The following is a 16,386-nucleotide window of genomic DNA, read 5'->3' on the forward strand; positions in this document are numbered from 1 at the left end:
TGTCGTGCGCGGCAGAGGGGACAGCATGTCGGGGTTGTCGAGCGGGGACTATGTCACGCAGCAGATCAAGGCGCTGGCCAGATCCGTGCGCCGGGAAGGCGCCGGTGGCGTCGGCACGCGCAGCTTCCAGCTGGCGGAGCACCTGGCGGCGGAAGGGGGCATCCACCGCGGCGACATCCTGACGGCCACGGCGACGCTCCTGGCGATGGCGGCGTGGTGCGACGGCGAAGCCGAGGCGGCCTGCCGGTTCGCGGAACTGGCCGGCGAGCACGACGAGGACTCACGCGAGCTCGTCACGCACCTGCTGCGGCTGGAAGCCGGGGCGGACCAGGGGTGGCTGCCGCAGGAACAGGTGGAAGCGCTGCTGGAGTACGCGCGCCGGGCCCGCCGAGGAGACCTGGCGCTGCGGGTGCGCGCGATCGCCGGCCCGTCGCGCGGCGGCCGGCACCGACGGAACAACTAGCGGACGTCGTGAGTGGGAAACAGTGTTAGAACACTGTTTCCCACTCACGACTCTGCAGCCGGCGCGGCTAGCTCGTGAGGGAATGCGCGGGGTCGGCCAGCTCGGCCGGGTCCACCGTCCTTCCGCTGCGGATCAGCTCGCGGACCGCGTCGAGGCCGTCGTCCCACCGGTTGACGTGCAGTCCGGCGACCACCCGGCCGCCCGCCAGCCAGAACGCGTGGAACGCCTCGTCCGTCCCGCGTTTCACCACGCGGTCGTAGCCGCCGGGCGGGAACCAGCCCGTGAACTCCATGCCCGCGTCGTACTGGTCCGAGAAGAAGTACGGCAGGTCGTCGTGGACCACCTCGAGGCCGAGCATCGACCGGGCCGCCGCCGGCCCGCCGTTCGTCGCCGCCGCCCAGTGCTCGACGCGGAGGTGGCGGTCGTACCTCGGGTGCCAGACGCTCGCGACGTCGCCCGCCGCGAAGATGTCGGGGTCCTCCGTGCGCAGAAACGCGTCCACGCGGACGCCGTCGTCGACCGCCAGGCCCGCGTCGGAGGCCAGCTGCGTCTCGGGCCGGGCGCCGATCCCGACGATCACCACGTCGGCCGGGATGTCGCCGGCGTCCGTCCGGACCGCCGTGACCGCGGAGTCGCCGGCGAAGCCCGTGACGCCGGTGCCGAGCCGCAGGTCGACCCCGTGGCGGCGGTGCAGGTCGGCGAAGTACGAACCCAGCTCCGGCCCGAGCGTCGCGTGCAGGGGAGACGGGCCGGGCTCGACGATCGTCACCTCGCAGCCGTAGGTCCGCGCCGCCGCTGCGGTTTCCAGGCCGATCCAGCCCGCGCCCGCCACGACGACCCGGCCGCCCGCGGCCAGCGCGTCGCGCAGCCGGTCCGCGTGCGCGAGCCGGCGCAGGTAGTGGACGCCCTTCAGGTCGGTGCCCGGCACCCGCAGCCGCCGCGGCGACGCCCCGGTCGCCAGCAGCAGCTTCGTGTAGCCGAGGCGTTCGCCGCCCGCCAGCTCGACCTCGTGGGCGGCCCGGTCCAGCGCCGTGACGCGCCGGCCGGTGAGCACCTCGACGCCCTGGTCGGCGTACCACTTCTCGTCGTGGACGAAGACCGACGCCCGGTCGTCCTGCCCGAGCAGGTAGCCCTTCGACAGCGGCGGGCGCTCGTAGGGCAGGTCCGGCTCCGCGCCGACGATGACGACCCGGCCCGCGAACCCTTCCGCGCGCAGGGTTTCCGCGGCCTTCGCGCCGGTCAGCCCGGCGCCGGCGATGACGTGGGTGTCCATCAGGAGACCACCCCGGTCAGCGCGAAGAACTCCTGCCGCGTCTTGGGTTCCTGCCGCAGCAGGCCGTGCAGGGACGACGTCACGGTGAGCGCGCCGGTCGCCCGCACCCCGCGCAGCGACATGCACAGGTGCTCGGCTTCGATCACGACGCCGACACCCTTCGGCGCCAGGTGCTCCTGCAGCCAGTCCGCGACCTGCTTGGTCAGCCGTTCCTGCACCTGCAGGTCGCGCGCGAACATCTCGACGACGCGGGCGAGCTTCGAGAGGCCGAGGATCCGCTCGCCGGGCAGGTAGCCCACGTGCGCGACGCCACGGAAGGGCAGCAGGTGGTGCTCGCACAGCGACTGCACCGGGATGCTCTTCGCCAGCACGAGCTCGTCGTAGCCCTCGTCGTTCGGGAACGTCGTCAGCTGGAAGTCGCGCGGGCGCAGCATCTCCGCGTAGGCGTTGGCCACCCGCCGCGGCGTGTCGCCCAGGTGCTCGGACGACGGGTCCTTCCCCAGTGCCCGCAACAGGTCGGCGACCGCGCGTTCGGCCGCGTGCAGGTCCATGTCGTCGCGGTCGGGGACGACACCGAGGTGCCGCAGCGGGATCGGATCGACGGTCACGGAGGCCTCCTTCTAAAACCAAGTCGAGCCGACGTTAGAAGGCCGCCGGGGTTTTCGTCAACGGTTATTTGTTTTAGAGTGCTCGGATGCAGAAGTCCCAGGCCGGCGCGCTGGCCGCGGTCGCGGCGCTCGACGAGCCGACGCGCCGGCGGCTGTACGAATACGTCGTCCGGCGCCCGGATCCGGTGAGCCGCGACGACGTCGCTTCGGCGCTCGGCGTGGCCCGGCCGACCGTCGCCTTCCACCTGGACCGGCTGGTGGAGGAGCGGCTGCTGGTGGCCGAGTACGAGCGGCGCAGCGGGCGGACCGGACCGGGCGCGGGCCGCCCGGCGAAGCTCTACCGCCGGTCCGACCGGCAGGTGAGCGTCTCGGTGCCCGAGCGTCACTACGAGCTGGCCGGCGAGCTGCTCGCGTCCGCGATCGAGGAGGCCGACGACACCGGCGGCTCGGCGCGCGAAATCCTGGGGCGGCGCGCTCGCGACCACGGAGCCGCGCTGGCCGCCGGCGCCCCCGACGTCGTCGCCACGCTCGAGGAGCACGGGTTCGAACCGCGCGTCGAGGGCGACGGGGTGCTGCTCGGCAACTGCCCGTTCCAGCGGCTGGCGGTAGCGCACACTCGGCTGGTCTGCGAGATGAACCTCGGGCTGGTCGAAGGCCTGCTCGACGGCGCGGGCGAGCGTCGGCTGCGGGCGTGCCTGGACCCGAGCCCCGGCTCGTGCTGCGTGCGCCTCGCCCCGGCCTAGCGCGGGAGGAACGAGAGGACGAAGAGGAACGCGCCGAAGGCGACGAGGGCCGCCGAGGCGACGCGGTGGAGGCTGCGCCCGCGCAGCCGCCGGGCCAGCCGCGTGCCGAGCAGGGTGCCGGCGCCGGCCAGCACGCCGAGGACGCTGCCGAGTCCGAAGTGGACGGAGTCCTGCGCCGCGTAGCCGAGCGTCGCGAACCCCACGAGCGGGAGCTGGATCAGCTGTCCCGCCGCGATCGTCGTCAACGCGGGCACGCCGAGGGCGAGCAGCACCGGGACGAGCAGCACCGGCCCGCCCGTGCCGGTCAGCGCCGAGCCGAACCCGACCACCGCCCCGACCGCGGCGGCGGCGGGCGCGGGCAGCTCGCGCCCTTCGCGTGGCCGTGCCCAGAGGTTGAAGGCGCCGGAGCCGGCGGTGACGGTGGCCAGGAACAGCCAGAGGACCGTCGCCGGGACGACGCCGTTCACGAGGGCGCCGGCCGCCGCGGCCGGTGCCGCGCCGAGGGTGAGCCAGCCGCCGAAGCGCCACGGCATGGCCTGGTGACGCGCGTAGGCGGCGGTGCCGACGATGCCGGTGAACAGGAAGCACCAGCTGCTGGTGCCGGCCGCCGCGTGGATGTCGAGCCCGGCGAGCCAGGTGAGCGCGGGCGGCAGGAGGACCCCGCCGATGCCGATCATGCCGATGAAGATCCCGACCGGTACGGCCAGCAGCAGGACGGCTAGCACGGCGGCGGATCGGCGCCGTCCACCACGGACCGCGCCGGCGCGGTGGTCCTCCCGGTCGTCATGAGCCGACCGTAGCCGGTGGCCGGCCGGCGCCCCGCCCAGGGCGCCGGCCGGTGCGCTACTTGGCCGGGACCTCACCGAGGCGACCGGCGACCGCGGTCGAGATCGCGCTCGCGCCGATCTCCGTGCCCGGCTTGATCCACGGCTCGTCCGGCTCCGCGCCGGCGACCTGGCGCTCGCCGATGAACTGGCCCGTCACCGGGTCGACGATCAGCTGCCGGATCTCGTGGCGGTCGTCGAGGCCGAGCGCGACGCCGGTGCGGCCGTCGAGGTTCGTCTCCGCCGCCAGCACCGTCATGCCCGGGATCCTCGCCAGCGCCCGGTACCACTGCGCGCGCAGCTCGGCCGGCATCACGCCGGCCCGGAGGATCTCGGTGCCGAAGTGGAACATCGCCGACGGCGTCGAGCCGCGGCCCTTCGTCAGGCTCTGCAGCTTCGCGTACAGCGCCGCCGGGTCGTGCGGCAGTGTCGCGTAGAACGCCGGGCTGTCCCAGTCGGTGGGGTCGTCGCACTTCTTGGGCGGCTTGGCCTTCGGGAAGAAGTCGCCGCACCGGCCCTGCCACTGGCCCTGGTCGGTGTCCGTGATCTCCGGCTCGGGCGACTGGGCCTGCGGCCGCGAACCGCCGAGGAACTTCCCGGTGTTCAGGATCTTGCGGTTCTCCTGCCAGACGTCGTGGGCGTCGGCCGGGATCCAGCGGTCGATCTGCTGCTCCCACAGGTAGGTGTAGCCGGTGGCGTCGCCGGACTGGACGCCGCGCCCGACCCACGTGTGCTCGGCGACGTACCGGAACTGGCCGGGCCCGACGGGCTGGTCGACCGCGCCGACGCTGAGGTCGGCCGCCCGGTTCAGCACCTGCACCGCCGACATCAGCTTGATGTCGGGCCAGTTCGCGGTCGGGTTCGTGCTCGGAGACGGTGCCGACGGCGGGGGCATGGCCACCGGCCCGGACGAGCCCGTCTGGACGACGACGACCGTCACCGCGACGACGCCGGCCACGGCGGCGGCGACCGGCAGCGCGAACCGGCGGGTCCGCTTCGGCCGCAGCGGGACCACGGCCGATCCGGCGTCCAGCTCGGCCATCAGCCGCGCGCGGGCCGCGGAGAGGTCGGCGGGCGCCGTGCGGGCGTCGCGGTGGAGCAGCTCGAGGGTTTCGTCGAGCTCAGGCATGGGGGTTCTCCTCGGTGGGGACGAGCAGGGCCTGGAGGCGGTGGCGGACGCGGTGCAGGCGCGAGCGGACCGTGCTGGCGGGCACGCCGAGCGCTTCGGCGACTTCGCCCGGTTCGAGCCCGGCCCAGGACGTGAGCAGCAGGACGTCACGGTCCTGTTCGGACAGCGCGGCGAGCTCGCCGGCGAGGACGCGCAGGCGCGCGGCCGCGTCGACCCGGCCGGCCACCGCGGCGTCGTGGTTCTCTTCCGGACGCTCTTCGGCGCCGGCATTCGCCGTCAGCTGGAACCCGCGGACCTCCTGGCGCACGTGGTTGCGCAGCAGGTTGGTCGCGATCCCGTAGAGCCAGCCGCGGATCGGCGCCTTGGCGGGGTCGTAGCTGGCGCGTCTTCGCAGCGCGACGACGAACGTCTCGGCCACGAGGTCGTCGGCGGCGTGCACGCCCACCCGCCCCGCGAGGTACCCGCGCAGCGGATGGGCGTACTCGTCGAAGAGCCGCGAGAAGACCTCTTTCGGATCCCTGGCGGCGAGGTCGGGCCGGTCGAGCCGTTCCACGATTCTGGTCACGGTACTGGTTGTCGCGACCCGCCGCCCGCGTCCCCGATGGCCCGGCCGGATGAGACGCAGGCCACATTCTGCCCCGATCGGGCGAACAGTGCCGGGGGGTGCGGACAAGAAGCCGGTATGCACAGGGGAAACGCGATGCTGCTGGCCGGGACGTGTGCCGGCGCGGTGGTGGCGATGCTCGTCGTGGCCTCGGCGGTCCGGCCGGCGGGCCCCGACGCGGCCGCCGGCCCGTCGCTCGGGACCGCGCCTCCGCTCACGACGAGCGTGGCCACGACGGCCACGTCGGCGCCGCCGGAGACCCCGGCGAAGCCGCGGGAGGAGCCGGTGCCGGACGGCGCCTCGCTGGCGAAGCTCGTGCCCGGGAAGCTCAGCGTGCTGGTGTACGACCGCAAGAACGACCGCGCCCTCGTCTCCTACCGCCCGGACGCGACGTACACCTCCGCGTCGCTGGTCAAGCTGTTCATCGCGTTCGAAGCCCTGCGGCGGGGCCGGCCGGCCGACGAGGTCGCCGAGATGCTTTCGCGCAGTGACGACGACGTCGCGAGCCGGCTCTGGACGACGCTCGGCGGCCCGGCGATCGTCACGTCGTGGGCGGCGCGGATCGGCCTGAGGTCGACGATCCCGCCCGGCGACGCCGGGCACTGGGGCAGCACCCTCGTCACGGCCGCCGACCTCGTCCGCACCTACCGGTACCTGATGGACCAGGCCCCCGCCGCCACCCGGCAGGTCGTCCTGCCCGCCCTCGACGGCGCCACCGAACACGGCGCGGACGGCTTCGACCAGTTCTTCGGCATCCCGGGCGCGGTCACCGCCACCGACTGGGCGGTTAAGCAGGGCTGGTCCTGCTGCGACCCGGGCCGCGACCTGCACACCAGCGGGCTCGTCGGCGGGCGCCGCTACGTCGTCGTCGTGCTGAGCGCCCAGCCCGCCGCCACCACGTGGGCGAAGGCGTCGCAGAACGTCACGGCGGTCGTGAAAGCGCTCTCCGGCCCGCTCGGCTGGTCCTGACGCGCCCGGCGTCCGCCGGTGGCGGCCCCTTCGGCGGTACGGTCTCGTGCGTGGGGACACGGCGTGAGGTGGAAGGGGCCAGGGTGGTGGACCGGGCGAAGCCGGGGGAGCAGGCCAGGACGTCGGCCCCGGGGCCGCGGCAGCCCAGCCTGGCCGACGTCGCCGGCCTGGCCGGGGTGTCGCACATGACCGTCTCGCGCGTGGTCAACGAGAGCGGGCCGGTGCGCCCGGAGACCCGCGAGCGGGTCCTCGCCGCGGTGCACAAGCTCGGGTACCGGCCCAACACCGCCGCGCGGACGCTGGTCACCGGTCGGTCGGGCACGCTCGGCGTGGTCGCGCTGGAGTCGAACCTCTACGGGCCGGCGAGCACCCTGTACGGCATCGAGAACGCGGCGCGCGAAGCCGGGTACGGCGTCGCGATCTGCAGCGTCACCCGGCCGGGCCGGACGTCCATCGGCGACGCGGTCGAGAGCCTGCGGCGCCAGGCGGTCGAAGGGATCGTCGTCATCGCTCCGCACGTCACGGCCGGGCGCGCCCTGGCCGCGGTGCCCGGGGACATCCCGGTGGTGGCGGTCGGCGGCGGGGAGTCGGCGCCGGTGCCGGTGATCTCGGTCGACCAGTACGACGGCGCCCGCCGCGCCACCGAGCACCTCCTCGCCCTCGGGCACCGGACGGTCTGGCACCTCGCCGGTCCGGAGGACTGGCTGGAGGCCCGCGACCGCGAACGCGGCTGGCGCGAGACCCTGGAACGCCGCGGCCTGCGGGTCCCGGCGGTCGTGCGCGGCGACTGGAGCCCGCGCTCGGGCTACGAGGCGGGCCGGGCGCTGGTCGGCAAGCGCGGGCTGAAGGCCGTGTTCTCGGCCAACGACCAGATGGCGCTGGGCCTGCTGCGCGCGTTCACCGAGGCGGGGATTCGGGTCCCGGAGGACGTCCACGTGGCGGGCTTCGACGACGTTCCCGAGGCGGCGTACTTCACCCCGCCGCTGACGACGGTCCGCCAGGACTTCATCGAGGTCGGCCGGAAGACGTTCGGGCTCTTGGAAGACCGGATGGCGGGCGGCGACACCCGCGCGCGGCACCTCGTGCCCGCGGAGCTGATCGTCCGGGAGAGCACCGGGCCGCGCTGATGTCCCGTGGATGACTCGTTCGAGACAGCGGACCTGGACAGTTAGCGCTAACACTACGTCGGCACTGATCCATCCCGGTGTTGTATCTTGACCGCTTCTGTGTGATCGGCAAAGGATCGTGTTCGGTTCTGGTCCCCGACGCCCGGAGGTCCCCGTATGCGTGCCGTCGTCCGGACTCTGCTCGTCGCCGTGCTCGCCTTGGTCGGGGTGACCGTCCCGCAGGCCACGGCCGCGCCCCCGAAGGCGGCGGCGCACACCGTCACCTACGACGGCTACTCGTTCCTGGTCGACGGCAACCGGACGTACCTGTGGTCGGGGGAGTTCCACTCCTACCGCCTCCCGAGCCCGGACCTCTGGCTCGACATCTTCCAGAAGATGAAGGCGGCCGGCTTCAACTCGACGTCGCTCTACTTCGACTGGGGCTACCACTCGCCGCGCCAGGGCGTCTACGACTTCACCGGCGTCCGCGACCTCGACAAGCTCCTCGACATGGCCCAGCAGGCCGGGCTCTACGTCATCGCGCGGCCCGGGCCCTACATCAACGCCGAGGTCGACGGCGGCGGCTTCCCGACCTGGCTGTCCACCACCCCGGGCCACACGCGCAGCGCCGACCCCGTCTACCTGAAGTATTCCGACGAGTGGCAGACGCAGATCGACCGCATCATCGCGCGCCACCAGCTGACCAACGGCACCGGCAGCGTCCTCGCCTACCAGGTCGAGAACGAGTACTACAACGGCAACGCCGACGGCCGCGCGTACATGAAGCACCTCGAGGACAAAGCCCGCGCCGACGGCATCACGGTTCCCTTGGTGGGCAACAACAACGGCACCTTCAACGCCGGCGACGCCGCGCTCGACGTCGACGCCGCGGACTCCTACCCGCAGGGCTTCGACTGCTCCAACCCCACGCGGTGGAACGGCGTCCCCGACATCAGCTACGACCACGTCCCGGGCAAGCCGCTGATCACCGCCGAGTTCCAGGGCGGCGCGTTCGACCCGTGGGGCGGCCCGGGCTACGAGAAGTGCGCGCAGCTGATCAACGACCAGTTCGCGAACGTGTTCTACAAGCAGAACATCGCGGTCGGCGCGACCGGCCAGAGCTTCTACATGCTGCACGGCGGCACGTCGTGGGGCTGGAGCGCGATCCCGCAGAACTACACGTCCTACGACTACGGCGCCGCGATCACCGAGGGCCGCCAGTTCGACCCGAAGTACACCGAGGACAAGCTGATCGGCTACTTCACCCAGTCGGTCGCCCCGCTGACCAAGACCGACGGCCTGGCGAGCGCGCCGCTCACCGACGCGTCCCTCACCGACACCGCCCGGATCAACCCGGACACTCGCACCCAGTTCCACACCCTGCGGCACACCGACTCGACGTCCACCGCTACGAACACCACGAGCCTCGCGCTCGACCTTGCCGCCCACGCCGGCTACACCTACGACGACCGCGCCGGCGAGGTCGGCTACACCGGCACCTGGAGCCACGTCGGTCCCGAGGTGAACTACACCGGCGGCGACTACCAGCACACCGAGTCGTTCTCGGAGGTCACCGGCGACAGCGTCAGCATCCCCTTCACCGGCACTGGCATCCGCTGGGTGACGTCGAAGGACCCGAGCCACGGCATCGCCGACGTCTACCTCGACGACGCGAAGGTCAGCACCGTCGACCTCTACGCGACGAGCAAGCAGAACCAGGTCACCGGGTACGAGGTCCGCGGACTGCCCGCCGGCGCCCACACGCTCAAGATCGTCGTCACCGGGCAGAAGAACGCGAACGCGACCGGGCCGTTCGTCGTGGTCGACGCCGTCGACCTGCTCTCGGGCAGCACCGACTACTACCCGGTCGTCCCGCAGCAGCCCGGCACCGGGATCACGCTGAACGGCCGTCAGTCGAAGATCGTCGTCGCCGGGTACGACCTCGAGCAGACGCGCATGCAGTATTCGACGTCGGAGGTCATGACGAACGCGGCCATCGGCGGCCGTGACGTCGCCGTCCTCTACGGGGACAAGGGCGGGCCGGGCGAAACCGTCTTGCGGTTCGCGAAGCAGCCCACCGTGCAGGTGCTCGGCGGCGCGGCGACGTCCACTTGGGACGCGGCCCGCGGCGACCTGCGGCTGAACTACACCCACGACGGCCTGACGCGCGTGCTCGTCACCGCACCCGGGCAGCGGCCGCTGCTCCTGCTGCTCGCGGACAAGGCGACGGCGGCGACGTTCTGGCGCCAGGACACCGCGGCGGGCCCGGTGCTGGTCCGCGGCACGCACCTGGTGCGGACCGCGGCCGACGACCACGGCACCCTGAACCTGACCGGCGACACCGGGAGCGACGGTGCCTTCGAGGTCTTCGCCGCCGAGAAGTCGTTGTCGTGGAACGGATCCCGGGTCGCGACCCAGCCGACGCCGAGTGGCAGCCTGACCGCCTCCGCGCCGACCGCGAAGGCCGTAACGCTGCCCGCGCTGACCGGCTGGAAGCACCAGCAGGAGTCACCGGAGAGCCAGCCGGGCTTCGACGACTCGGCGTGGCCGGTGGCCGACAAGGACACGTCCAACAGTTCGACGGCGGTCGGCACGAAACCCGTGCTTTTCGCCGACGACTACGGCTTCCACACCGGCAACACCTGGTACCGCGGCCGGTTCACCGGCGACGGGAAGCAGACCGGGATCACCCTGTCGAGCCAGAGCGGCGGCCCGGCCGGCGCGTTCTCGGCGTGGCTCAACGGCGTCTTCCTCGGCAGCTCGAAGGATCCGCAGCACACGTTCCCCTTCCCGGCCGGCACCCTGCGCGCGGGGGAGAACGAGATCTCCGTGCTGACCGTCAACATGGGACACGAGGAGGACTACGGCGCCAACAACGGCAACAAAGCCGCGCGCGGGCTCACCTCGGCGCGGCTCACCGGGACACCGCTGACGTCGGTGACCTGGCGGCTGCAGGGCGTGCGCGGCGGCGAAACCGGGCTCGACCCGGTCCGCGGCCCGCTCAACACCGGCGGTCTCTACGGCGAGCGCGCGGGCTGGTCACTGCCGGGCTTCCCGGACGGGCGCTGGACCGCGGCCACCCTGCCGGCGAAGGACACGACACCGGGCGTGTCGTGGTACCGGACCACCGCGGACCTCGATCTGCCACGCGGCCAGGACACCTCGCTCGGCCTGACGATCACCGACGACCCCGCGCGGCAGTACCGGGCGCTGCTCTTCGTCAACGGCTGGCAGCTCGGGCAGTACGTCAACTACCTCGGGCCGCAGCACAGCTTCCCGATCCCGAACGGGATCCTGAACCCCAACGGCCACAACACGATCGCCGTCGCCGTGTGGAACCTCGACGGCAGCACGGGCGGCCTGGGCACGATCGCGTGGACGAACTACGGCAGCTACCGCTCGCCGTTGATGGTGAAGCAGAACGCCTCGCCGGGCTACGACCCCCAGCGGTACGCGATGCCGGCGGCGCCCACGGCCGCGGTCTCGCTGACCGCGCCGGACACCGTGACCGGCGGGCAGCGGTTCACCGCGTCGGCGACGGTGCGGGTGCCCGCGGGAGCGCCGCCGGCGTTCGACGTCAAGCCGGTGCTGACCGCGCCCGCCGGGTGGACGGTCGGGGCGGCCTCGCCGCCTTCGGTGGCGAAGATCGACGGCGGTAAGGCGGCGACCTTCACCTGGCCCGTCACCGCTCCCTCCACAGTGGACACGTCCGCGCTGAAGGTGGCGGTGTCCTACCGGCAGGCCGGGCGGCCGGGTTCGGTGTCCGGCGAACGGATCGTCGGCGCCGTGCCACCGGCGCCACCCGCGGGCGAGGTGGCGGTCAGCTCGCTGCCGTTCCTGACGGCGACGAACGGCTGGGGCCCGGTCGAGCGCGACACGAGCAACGGCGAAGCGAGCGCGGGCGACGGCAAGCCGATGACCATCGGCGGGGTGGCGTACGCGAAGGGGCTGGGCGTCCATGCGGCGAGTGACGTCCAGCTCTACCTGGCCGGCACCTGCACGCGGCTGACCGCTTCGGCCGGCGTCGACGGCGAGACGGGCAACGGCGGCAGTGTGAGCTTCAGCGTCTCGGTCGACGGCGCCACCCGCGTCACGACGCCGGTGGTGCGGGGCGGCCAGGCCGCGGTGCCGATCGACGTCGACGTCACCGGCGCCCAGGTCCTGGACCTGCTGGTGGCCGACGGCGGCGACGGCAACGGCAACGACCACGCGGACTGGGCCCTGCCGACGCTGACCTGCGCTACGCCGCCTGCCGGGTGAGCTCCGGGACGGGCTGGAGGAAGAAGGTGGCGCGGACCTCGCGGCGTTCGCGCCACAGGTGGTACAGCGCCAGGCCGAAGATGATCGAGCCGATCACGTTCGCGACGAAGTGCCACCACACGCGGTAGGTCGTCAGGCCGATGCCCGGGTCGACGAGACCGAAGAACGTCGACAGCCCGATCGCCCGGGGCGCGCCGAAGCCGATCGACAGCGTGAGGACGAGGTGTTCGAGCCCGTGCAGGCCCTGCATCCAGACGCCCATCTTCGCCCAGCGGCGGGCGCGCGTGCCGAGCGCCCGCCGCGTGATCACCATGACCCCGGCGAGCCCGGCGAGGAAGATGAAGTTGCCCGTGAGGTGCAGCAGTTCCATGCCGAACGTCTTGCGACCGGGGAGGAGCATCTGCAGGCCATTGGCGAGGCCGGTGCCCCACGGCGTCATCCACGCGGGGGAGTTCGGGTGCCCGAGCCAGTAGCCGACCTGCGCGATGTGCTCCTGGACGTGCCCGAGCTGCCCGAGCACGCCGACGCCGATCACCGCGACCGAGCCGCGGTACACCCACGGGCGCACCGGCCCCCGGTTCGCGTACGCCAGCACCCCGACCGCCGCCCACATGGCCAGCGCCCAGAGCACGAGCAGCGTCGCCCCCGTGACGTCCCAGCCGGACATCGTTCCCATCGGCATCGTCATGGCCGCCTCCGATCCGCGTCCCGCCCAGGCTAGCGTCGAACCGGCCCGCCGAACGTCTTTGTCCGTGCGGCCGGGAACCGGACAAACCGTTGCAGGGCAATGGTTTCCGTCTCAAGAGAGGACAAGCCGGACGGCCAGGGCGGCGATCACCGCACTCGACACCAGGGCCGTCAGCAACCGGCCCCGCGGTCCGGTGAGGACCCGTCCGAGCAACGCCCCGCCACCGGCCAGGAGGGCTTGCCAGCTCGCCGAGGCGGCGAACGCGGCGAGCACGAACACGACCTGCTCGGGGACCGACACCGCGGTGCCGGCGCGGTCGCCGACGACCAGGGCGGTGAAGTAGACGACCGTCGTCGGGTTCACCAGCGTGATACCGAGCAGGCTGACGTAGGCGCGGCCGGGCGCGAGCGGCGTCACGGGACGGGCGCTGGTGTCGCGGTGGGACCGCAGCGCCTGGACGGCGCCCCGGACCGCCAGCACGACCAGGATCCCCGCCGACGCCAGCCGCAACGGCCCGGCGACCGGGGCGACCAGGCTGGCGATCGCGGCGCCGCCGAGCACCGCCACCAGCGCGTACACGCCATCCGCCGTGGCGACGCCGAGGGCCGCGGCCAGGCCGGTCCGCAGCGAAGTGCGGGCGGTGAGCGCGACGAGGTAGGTCGCGACGGCACCGACCGGGATCGCGATGCCGTAGCCGGCCAGCAGGCCGGCGAGGAGCGCGCCGGTCACGGCGCTGGGGTGATCGACCTCCGCGGACGCCGCGGCTGCTGCTGGACCGGCGCGGTGGTCGCGGCGACGGTCGGCAGTAGCGGGGTGCGCGAGGAAGTCATGCGCAGAGGGTGTCGGTGACCGGGCCGGTCCGGCAACCGGATTTCCCAGCCGGTGCGCACCGGGCAGCCGTGCTTGAATCGGCCGGAGGACACGCCGGGCGCGAGAAAGGGTTTTCACGATGCGGGTCGATCTGAGCGGGAAGACGGCCCTGGTCACCGGGTCCACCGGGGGCATCGGCTCGGCGATCGCGGCGGGACTCGCGGCCGCGGGCGCGCGGGTCGCGATCAACGGCCGGAGTGACACCGGGGTCGCCAAGGCCATCGCCCGGGTGAAGGAAGAGCTGCCCGACGCCGACCTGGTGCCGGCCCCGGGCGACGTCTCGGACGAGGCCGGCGCGGCGCAGGTCGTCGAAGCGGTGCCCGACGCCGACATCCTCGTCAACAACCTCGGCATCTTCGGCGCCCAGGAGCCCCTCGACATCACCGACGCGGACTGGCGGCGCTACTTCGAGGTGAACGTCCTGGCCGCGGTGCGCTTGACCCGCGCCTACCTGCCCGGCATGACCGAGCGCGGCTGGGGGCGGATCCAGTACATCGCCAGCGATTCGGCGATCGTGATCCCGGCGGAGATGATCCACTACGGAGTGTCGAAGACGGCGCTGCTCGGGGTCTCGCGCGGGTTCGCCAAGCACGCGGCGGGGACCGGCGTCACGGTCAACGCCGTGATCGCGGGCCCGACGCACACCGGCGGCGTCGAGGACTTCGTCTACGAGCTGGTCGACAAGGACCTGCCGTGGGACGAGGCCCAGCGCGAGTTCATGAAGAAGCACCGGCCGCAGTCGCTGCTGCAGCGCCTGATCGAGCCCGAAGAGATCGCGAACCTGGTGGTGTACCTGAGTTCCCCGCTCGCCTCGGCGACGACGGGCGCGGCCGTGCGCGTCGACGGCGGGTACGTCGACTCGATCGTTCCTTAGCGGGGACCCGTTCCCGCCCGACGGCACGGGGGAACCGCGGGTGGGAACGGGAGTTTGGCGTCGGTACGGGGGCCGCCTCGCGGCGGAAGGCACGACACGGCTCCAGCGTGACCGGTATTCCGTGAAGGCAAGGGGTGAGGCCCGGGGGCACCGCCGTACCGACAGTGGGTACAACGCACGGGCCGGTCCGGTGTTCCCGGAGCCGGGAGTGACGTGCGTCGCCGCCGTCCGGGGTACCCCGCGCAGGGGTCGCCCGGACGTGGGCGCGGACTGTCCCGATCGGCCCGCGTGGTTCATGATCGACTTCATGGACCACATCGAGACACCGGCGAAACCCGTCCTGGCCCTGCGCCGGGTGCTCCTGGCCGTGGCGGCGGGCGCGTTGCTCGCCGCCACGGCGTGGGTGGCGCTCTGGCTGGCCATGCACCTGTGACCTAGGGCGTGACCGGGATGTTCGTCAGTCCCGACGTCGCGTTCGTGACCGTGTTCGACGCGTACACCACGTTCGGGTCGGCCGCGCACTTCGACACCGAGCTGATCTTGATGGCGTAGGCACCGACACCGCCGAGGTCGGACTTGTTGCCGCGCCACACGTTGCCGCAGCCGTTGTCGAACGACGGGGACGTGCTCGTGTTGTGGTTCTCGTACCCGTTGGCGAACACCCCCGGCGAGGAGAACGTGCCCGTGTTGTTCTCGATCGTGTAGCCGATGCCCTTGACGTCGATCCAGGAGTCCGCCGAGTTCTCGCCGGAGATGCCGCGGCCGTCGAAGGTGTTGCCGCGGATCACTCCGTTGAACGTGCCTTCCTTGACGTCGATGGGCTCCGCGGCGATGAACGGGCCGATGTGGTTGTCCAGCACCTGGATCCGGTCGCCGCGGTCGACGCCGCCGGAGTTGCCGTGGCAGGCCCAGTTCGAGTTGGCCGAGCCGAGGTAGACGCCTTCGCCGTAGCCCGGCTGCACCAGCCCGGTGTAAGTGATCGTCGAGTTCTTCAGCACGCTGTCGGCCGACGAACGGCGGAAGTGGATCGCTTCCTCGTCGACGTGGTTGACGTTCACGCCGTCGATCGTCGTGTGCGGCGAGTTGTCCACGACGATGCCCTTCTTGGACTCCTGCACGGTGAAGCCCTTCAGGTTCCAGTACGGCGCGCCGGAGAGCCACAGGCCGTAGCCGGAGTCCCAGCCCGCCGTCGGCGCCGGGCAGTCCGGGGCGTCACCGGACGGGCCGTCGTTGATGAGGACGGCGTTCGCCGGGCCCGACAGGGTGATGGGCTTCGCGGCGGTGCCGGCCTTGGTCGTGACGAACGAGCCGCGGTAGGTGCCGGTGGCGAGCTTGATCGCCTGACCGGGGGTCGCGTTCGCCAGGGCGGCCTGCAGCTGGGCGGTCGTCGAGACGGTCACGGTGTCCCCGGCGGGCGGGGGAGTCGTCGTGGTCGTCGGCGGGGGAGTCGTGGTGGTGCTCGTCGGCGTGGTCGGCGTCGTGGTGACCGGGCCGCCGCCCGCGCACGGCAGCCCGTTCACCGTGCAGCCCGAAGGCAGGCCGGAACCGGCGACGTTGAAGCCGAAATCCGCGGTGGCGCCGGGTTTGACCGTGCCGTTGAAGCCCGCGTTGACGAACTTGTAGTGCTGCCCGGTCTGCGTCTTGACCGAGCTCCAGGAGCTGCTCACCGCCGTGCCGGCGGGCAGGTCGAACTCGACGGTCCAGCCGGTGGCGGGCGCGTCGCCGCGGTTGGCGATCGTGTAGCCGCCGCCGTAGCCGCCGCTCCAGACCGACGTCTGCGCGAAGGTGGCGGAGAGGTTCGCCGCGGCGGCCTGCGCGGTGACCGCGCCGGTCAGCGCGAGCACGGCCGAGACGGTGGCGGCGCCGAGCAGGACGGCACGACGACTTCGTGTGGACACCAAGAGCCTCCGAGGAAGGAATAGCGGAGGTGTTGCGGCGTACACCCGGACTTTCCCTTTATAGGTGAGCGGTGCCG

At 72.5% G+C, this 16,386-nt stretch carries 15 protein-coding genes; 7 read left to right on the forward strand and 8 right to left on the reverse strand.

The window, feature by feature from the left end; genetic code table 11:
- The first annotated feature begins 25 nt into the window (after positions 1 to 25).
- Positions 26 to 463: a hypothetical protein gene (locus ACZ7OU_RS30070; protein WP_470257784.1), complete on the forward strand. Its 438-nt coding sequence runs from the start codon at positions 26 to 28 to the stop codon at positions 461 to 463.
- A gap of 67 nt (positions 464 to 530) precedes the next feature.
- Here ACZ7OU_RS30070 and ACZ7OU_RS30075 read toward each other — a convergent pair whose 3' ends face one another.
- A complete protein-coding gene (locus ACZ7OU_RS30075) occupies positions 531 to 1,736 on the reverse strand; it encodes an NAD(P)/FAD-dependent oxidoreductase (protein WP_470257785.1) in 1,206 nt (401 codons plus the stop codon).
- Positions 1,736 to 2,287 (reverse strand): GTP cyclohydrolase I FolE, encoded by a 552-nt coding sequence (gene folE, locus ACZ7OU_RS30080; RefSeq protein WP_470244711.1) that lies wholly within the window; start codon positions 2,285 to 2,287, stop codon positions 1,736 to 1,738. Before folE ends, ACZ7OU_RS30075 begins: the two co-directional genes overlap by 1 nt.
- Positions 2,288 to 2,430: 143 nt before the next feature.
- Here folE and ACZ7OU_RS30085 point away from each other — a divergent pair, with 143 nt between their 5' ends.
- A complete protein-coding gene (locus tag ACZ7OU_RS30085) occupies positions 2,431 to 3,087 on the forward strand; it encodes a helix-turn-helix transcriptional regulator (protein WP_470257786.1) in 657 nt (218 codons plus the stop codon).
- Here ACZ7OU_RS30085 and ACZ7OU_RS30090 read toward each other — a convergent pair.
- From ACZ7OU_RS30090 to ACZ7OU_RS30100, 3 genes are read right to left on the reverse strand one after another with little or no spacing between them, the layout of a single operon-like run.
- Positions 3,084 to 3,950: a sulfite exporter TauE/SafE family protein gene (locus ACZ7OU_RS30090; protein ID WP_470243799.1), complete on the reverse strand. Its 867-nt coding sequence runs from the start codon at positions 3,948 to 3,950 to the stop codon at positions 3,084 to 3,086. The two genes, ACZ7OU_RS30085 and ACZ7OU_RS30090, sit on opposite strands and share 4 nt — an antisense overlap.
- Positions 3,931 to 5,040 carry a CU044_5270 family protein gene (locus tag ACZ7OU_RS30095; protein WP_470243800.1) on the reverse strand — a complete coding sequence of 370 codons (1,110 nt, stop codon included), beginning with the start codon at positions 5,038 to 5,040 and terminating at the stop codon, positions 3,931 to 3,933. The genes ACZ7OU_RS30090 and ACZ7OU_RS30095 overlap by 20 nt, the downstream gene beginning before the upstream one ends.
- Positions 5,033 to 5,605, reverse strand: coding sequence for an RNA polymerase sigma factor (locus tag ACZ7OU_RS30100; protein ID WP_470257787.1), 573 nt, complete (start codon positions 5,603 to 5,605; stop codon positions 5,033 to 5,035). Before ACZ7OU_RS30100 ends, ACZ7OU_RS30095 begins: the two co-directional genes overlap by 8 nt.
- A 117-nt stretch (positions 5,606 to 5,722) precedes the next feature.
- Here ACZ7OU_RS30100 and ACZ7OU_RS30105 point away from each other — a divergent pair, with 117 nt between their 5' ends.
- From ACZ7OU_RS30105 to ACZ7OU_RS30115, 3 genes are all read left to right on the forward strand, one after another.
- Positions 5,723 to 6,613, forward strand: a complete 891-nt coding sequence (locus ACZ7OU_RS30105) for a serine hydrolase (protein WP_470243802.1) — start codon at positions 5,723 to 5,725, stop codon at positions 6,611 to 6,613.
- 83 nt (positions 6,614 to 6,696) lie between these two features.
- Positions 6,697 to 7,740 (forward strand): LacI family DNA-binding transcriptional regulator, encoded by a 1,044-nt coding sequence (locus ACZ7OU_RS30110; RefSeq protein ID WP_470244712.1) that lies wholly within the window; start codon positions 6,697 to 6,699, stop codon positions 7,738 to 7,740.
- 156 nt (positions 7,741 to 7,896) lie between these two features.
- Complete coding sequence (locus ACZ7OU_RS30115; RefSeq protein WP_470257788.1) at positions 7,897 to 11,979, forward strand: beta-galactosidase; 4,083 nt, start codon at positions 7,897 to 7,899, stop codon at positions 11,977 to 11,979.
- On the opposite strand, the gene ACZ7OU_RS30120 is transcribed toward ACZ7OU_RS30115, so the two are convergent.
- A complete protein-coding gene (locus tag ACZ7OU_RS30120) occupies positions 11,960 to 12,667 on the reverse strand; it encodes a DUF6008 family protein (protein WP_470257789.1) in 708 nt (235 codons plus the stop codon). The two genes, ACZ7OU_RS30115 and ACZ7OU_RS30120, sit on opposite strands and share 20 nt — an antisense overlap.
- Before the next feature lie 111 nt (positions 12,668 to 12,778).
- A complete protein-coding gene (locus ACZ7OU_RS30125) occupies positions 12,779 to 13,396 on the reverse strand; it encodes a LysE/ArgO family amino acid transporter (RefSeq protein ID WP_470257790.1) in 618 nt (205 codons plus the stop codon).
- Between the two features lie 220 nt (positions 13,397 to 13,616).
- Here ACZ7OU_RS30125 and ACZ7OU_RS30130 point away from each other — a divergent pair, with 220 nt between their 5' ends.
- Positions 13,617 to 14,411 (forward strand): SDR family NAD(P)-dependent oxidoreductase, encoded by a 795-nt coding sequence (locus ACZ7OU_RS30130; protein WP_470257791.1) that lies wholly within the window; start codon positions 13,617 to 13,619, stop codon positions 14,409 to 14,411.
- Positions 14,412 to 14,718: 307 nt separating this feature from the next.
- Positions 14,719 to 14,844 (forward strand): hypothetical protein, encoded by a 126-nt coding sequence (locus ACZ7OU_RS30135; protein WP_277875398.1) that lies wholly within the window; start codon positions 14,719 to 14,721, stop codon positions 14,842 to 14,844.
- A gap of 1 nt (position 14,845) precedes the next feature.
- Here the strand turns inward: ACZ7OU_RS30135 and ACZ7OU_RS30140 are convergent, their stop codons facing one another.
- Positions 14,846 to 16,309 carry a cellulose binding domain-containing protein gene (locus ACZ7OU_RS30140; RefSeq protein ID WP_470257792.1) on the reverse strand — a complete coding sequence of 488 codons (1,464 nt, stop codon included), beginning with the start codon at positions 16,307 to 16,309 and terminating at the stop codon, positions 14,846 to 14,848.
- Positions 16,310 to 16,386 lie beyond the last annotated feature (77 nt).

This window comes from Amycolatopsis sp. NPDC114505, from assembly GCF_055633615.1.

Excerpts from the sequence above, each read along its gene's own strand:
- ACZ7OU_RS30070 (WP_470257784.1), top strand. The coding sequence starts at position 26 with ATGTCGGGGTTGTCGAGCGGGGACTATGTCACGCAGCAGATCAAGGCG.
- ACZ7OU_RS30075 (WP_470257785.1), bottom strand. The coding sequence starts at position 1,736 with ATGGACACCCACGTCATCGCCGGCGCCGGGCTGACCGGCGCGAAGGCC.
- folE (WP_470244711.1), bottom strand. The coding sequence starts at position 2,287 with ATGGACCTGCACGCGGCCGAACGCGCGGTCGCCGACCTGTTGCGGGCA.
- ACZ7OU_RS30085 (WP_470257786.1), top strand. The coding sequence starts at position 2,431 with ATGCAGAAGTCCCAGGCCGGCGCGCTGGCCGCGGTCGCGGCGCTCGAC.
- ACZ7OU_RS30095 (WP_470243800.1), bottom strand. The coding sequence starts at position 5,040 with ATGCCTGAGCTCGACGAAACCCTCGAGCTGCTCCACCGCGACGCCCGC.
- ACZ7OU_RS30105 (WP_470243802.1), top strand. The coding sequence starts at position 5,723 with ATGCACAGGGGAAACGCGATGCTGCTGGCCGGGACGTGTGCCGGCGCG.
- ACZ7OU_RS30115 (WP_470257788.1), top strand. The coding sequence starts at position 7,897 with ATGCGTGCCGTCGTCCGGACTCTGCTCGTCGCCGTGCTCGCCTTGGTC.
- ACZ7OU_RS30120 (WP_470257789.1), bottom strand. The coding sequence starts at position 12,667 with ATGACGATGCCGATGGGAACGATGTCCGGCTGGGACGTCACGGGGGCG.
- ACZ7OU_RS30130 (WP_470257791.1), top strand. The coding sequence starts at position 13,617 with ATGCGGGTCGATCTGAGCGGGAAGACGGCCCTGGTCACCGGGTCCACC.
- ACZ7OU_RS30135 (WP_277875398.1), top strand. The coding sequence starts at position 14,719 with ATGGACCACATCGAGACACCGGCGAAACCCGTCCTGGCCCTGCGCCGG.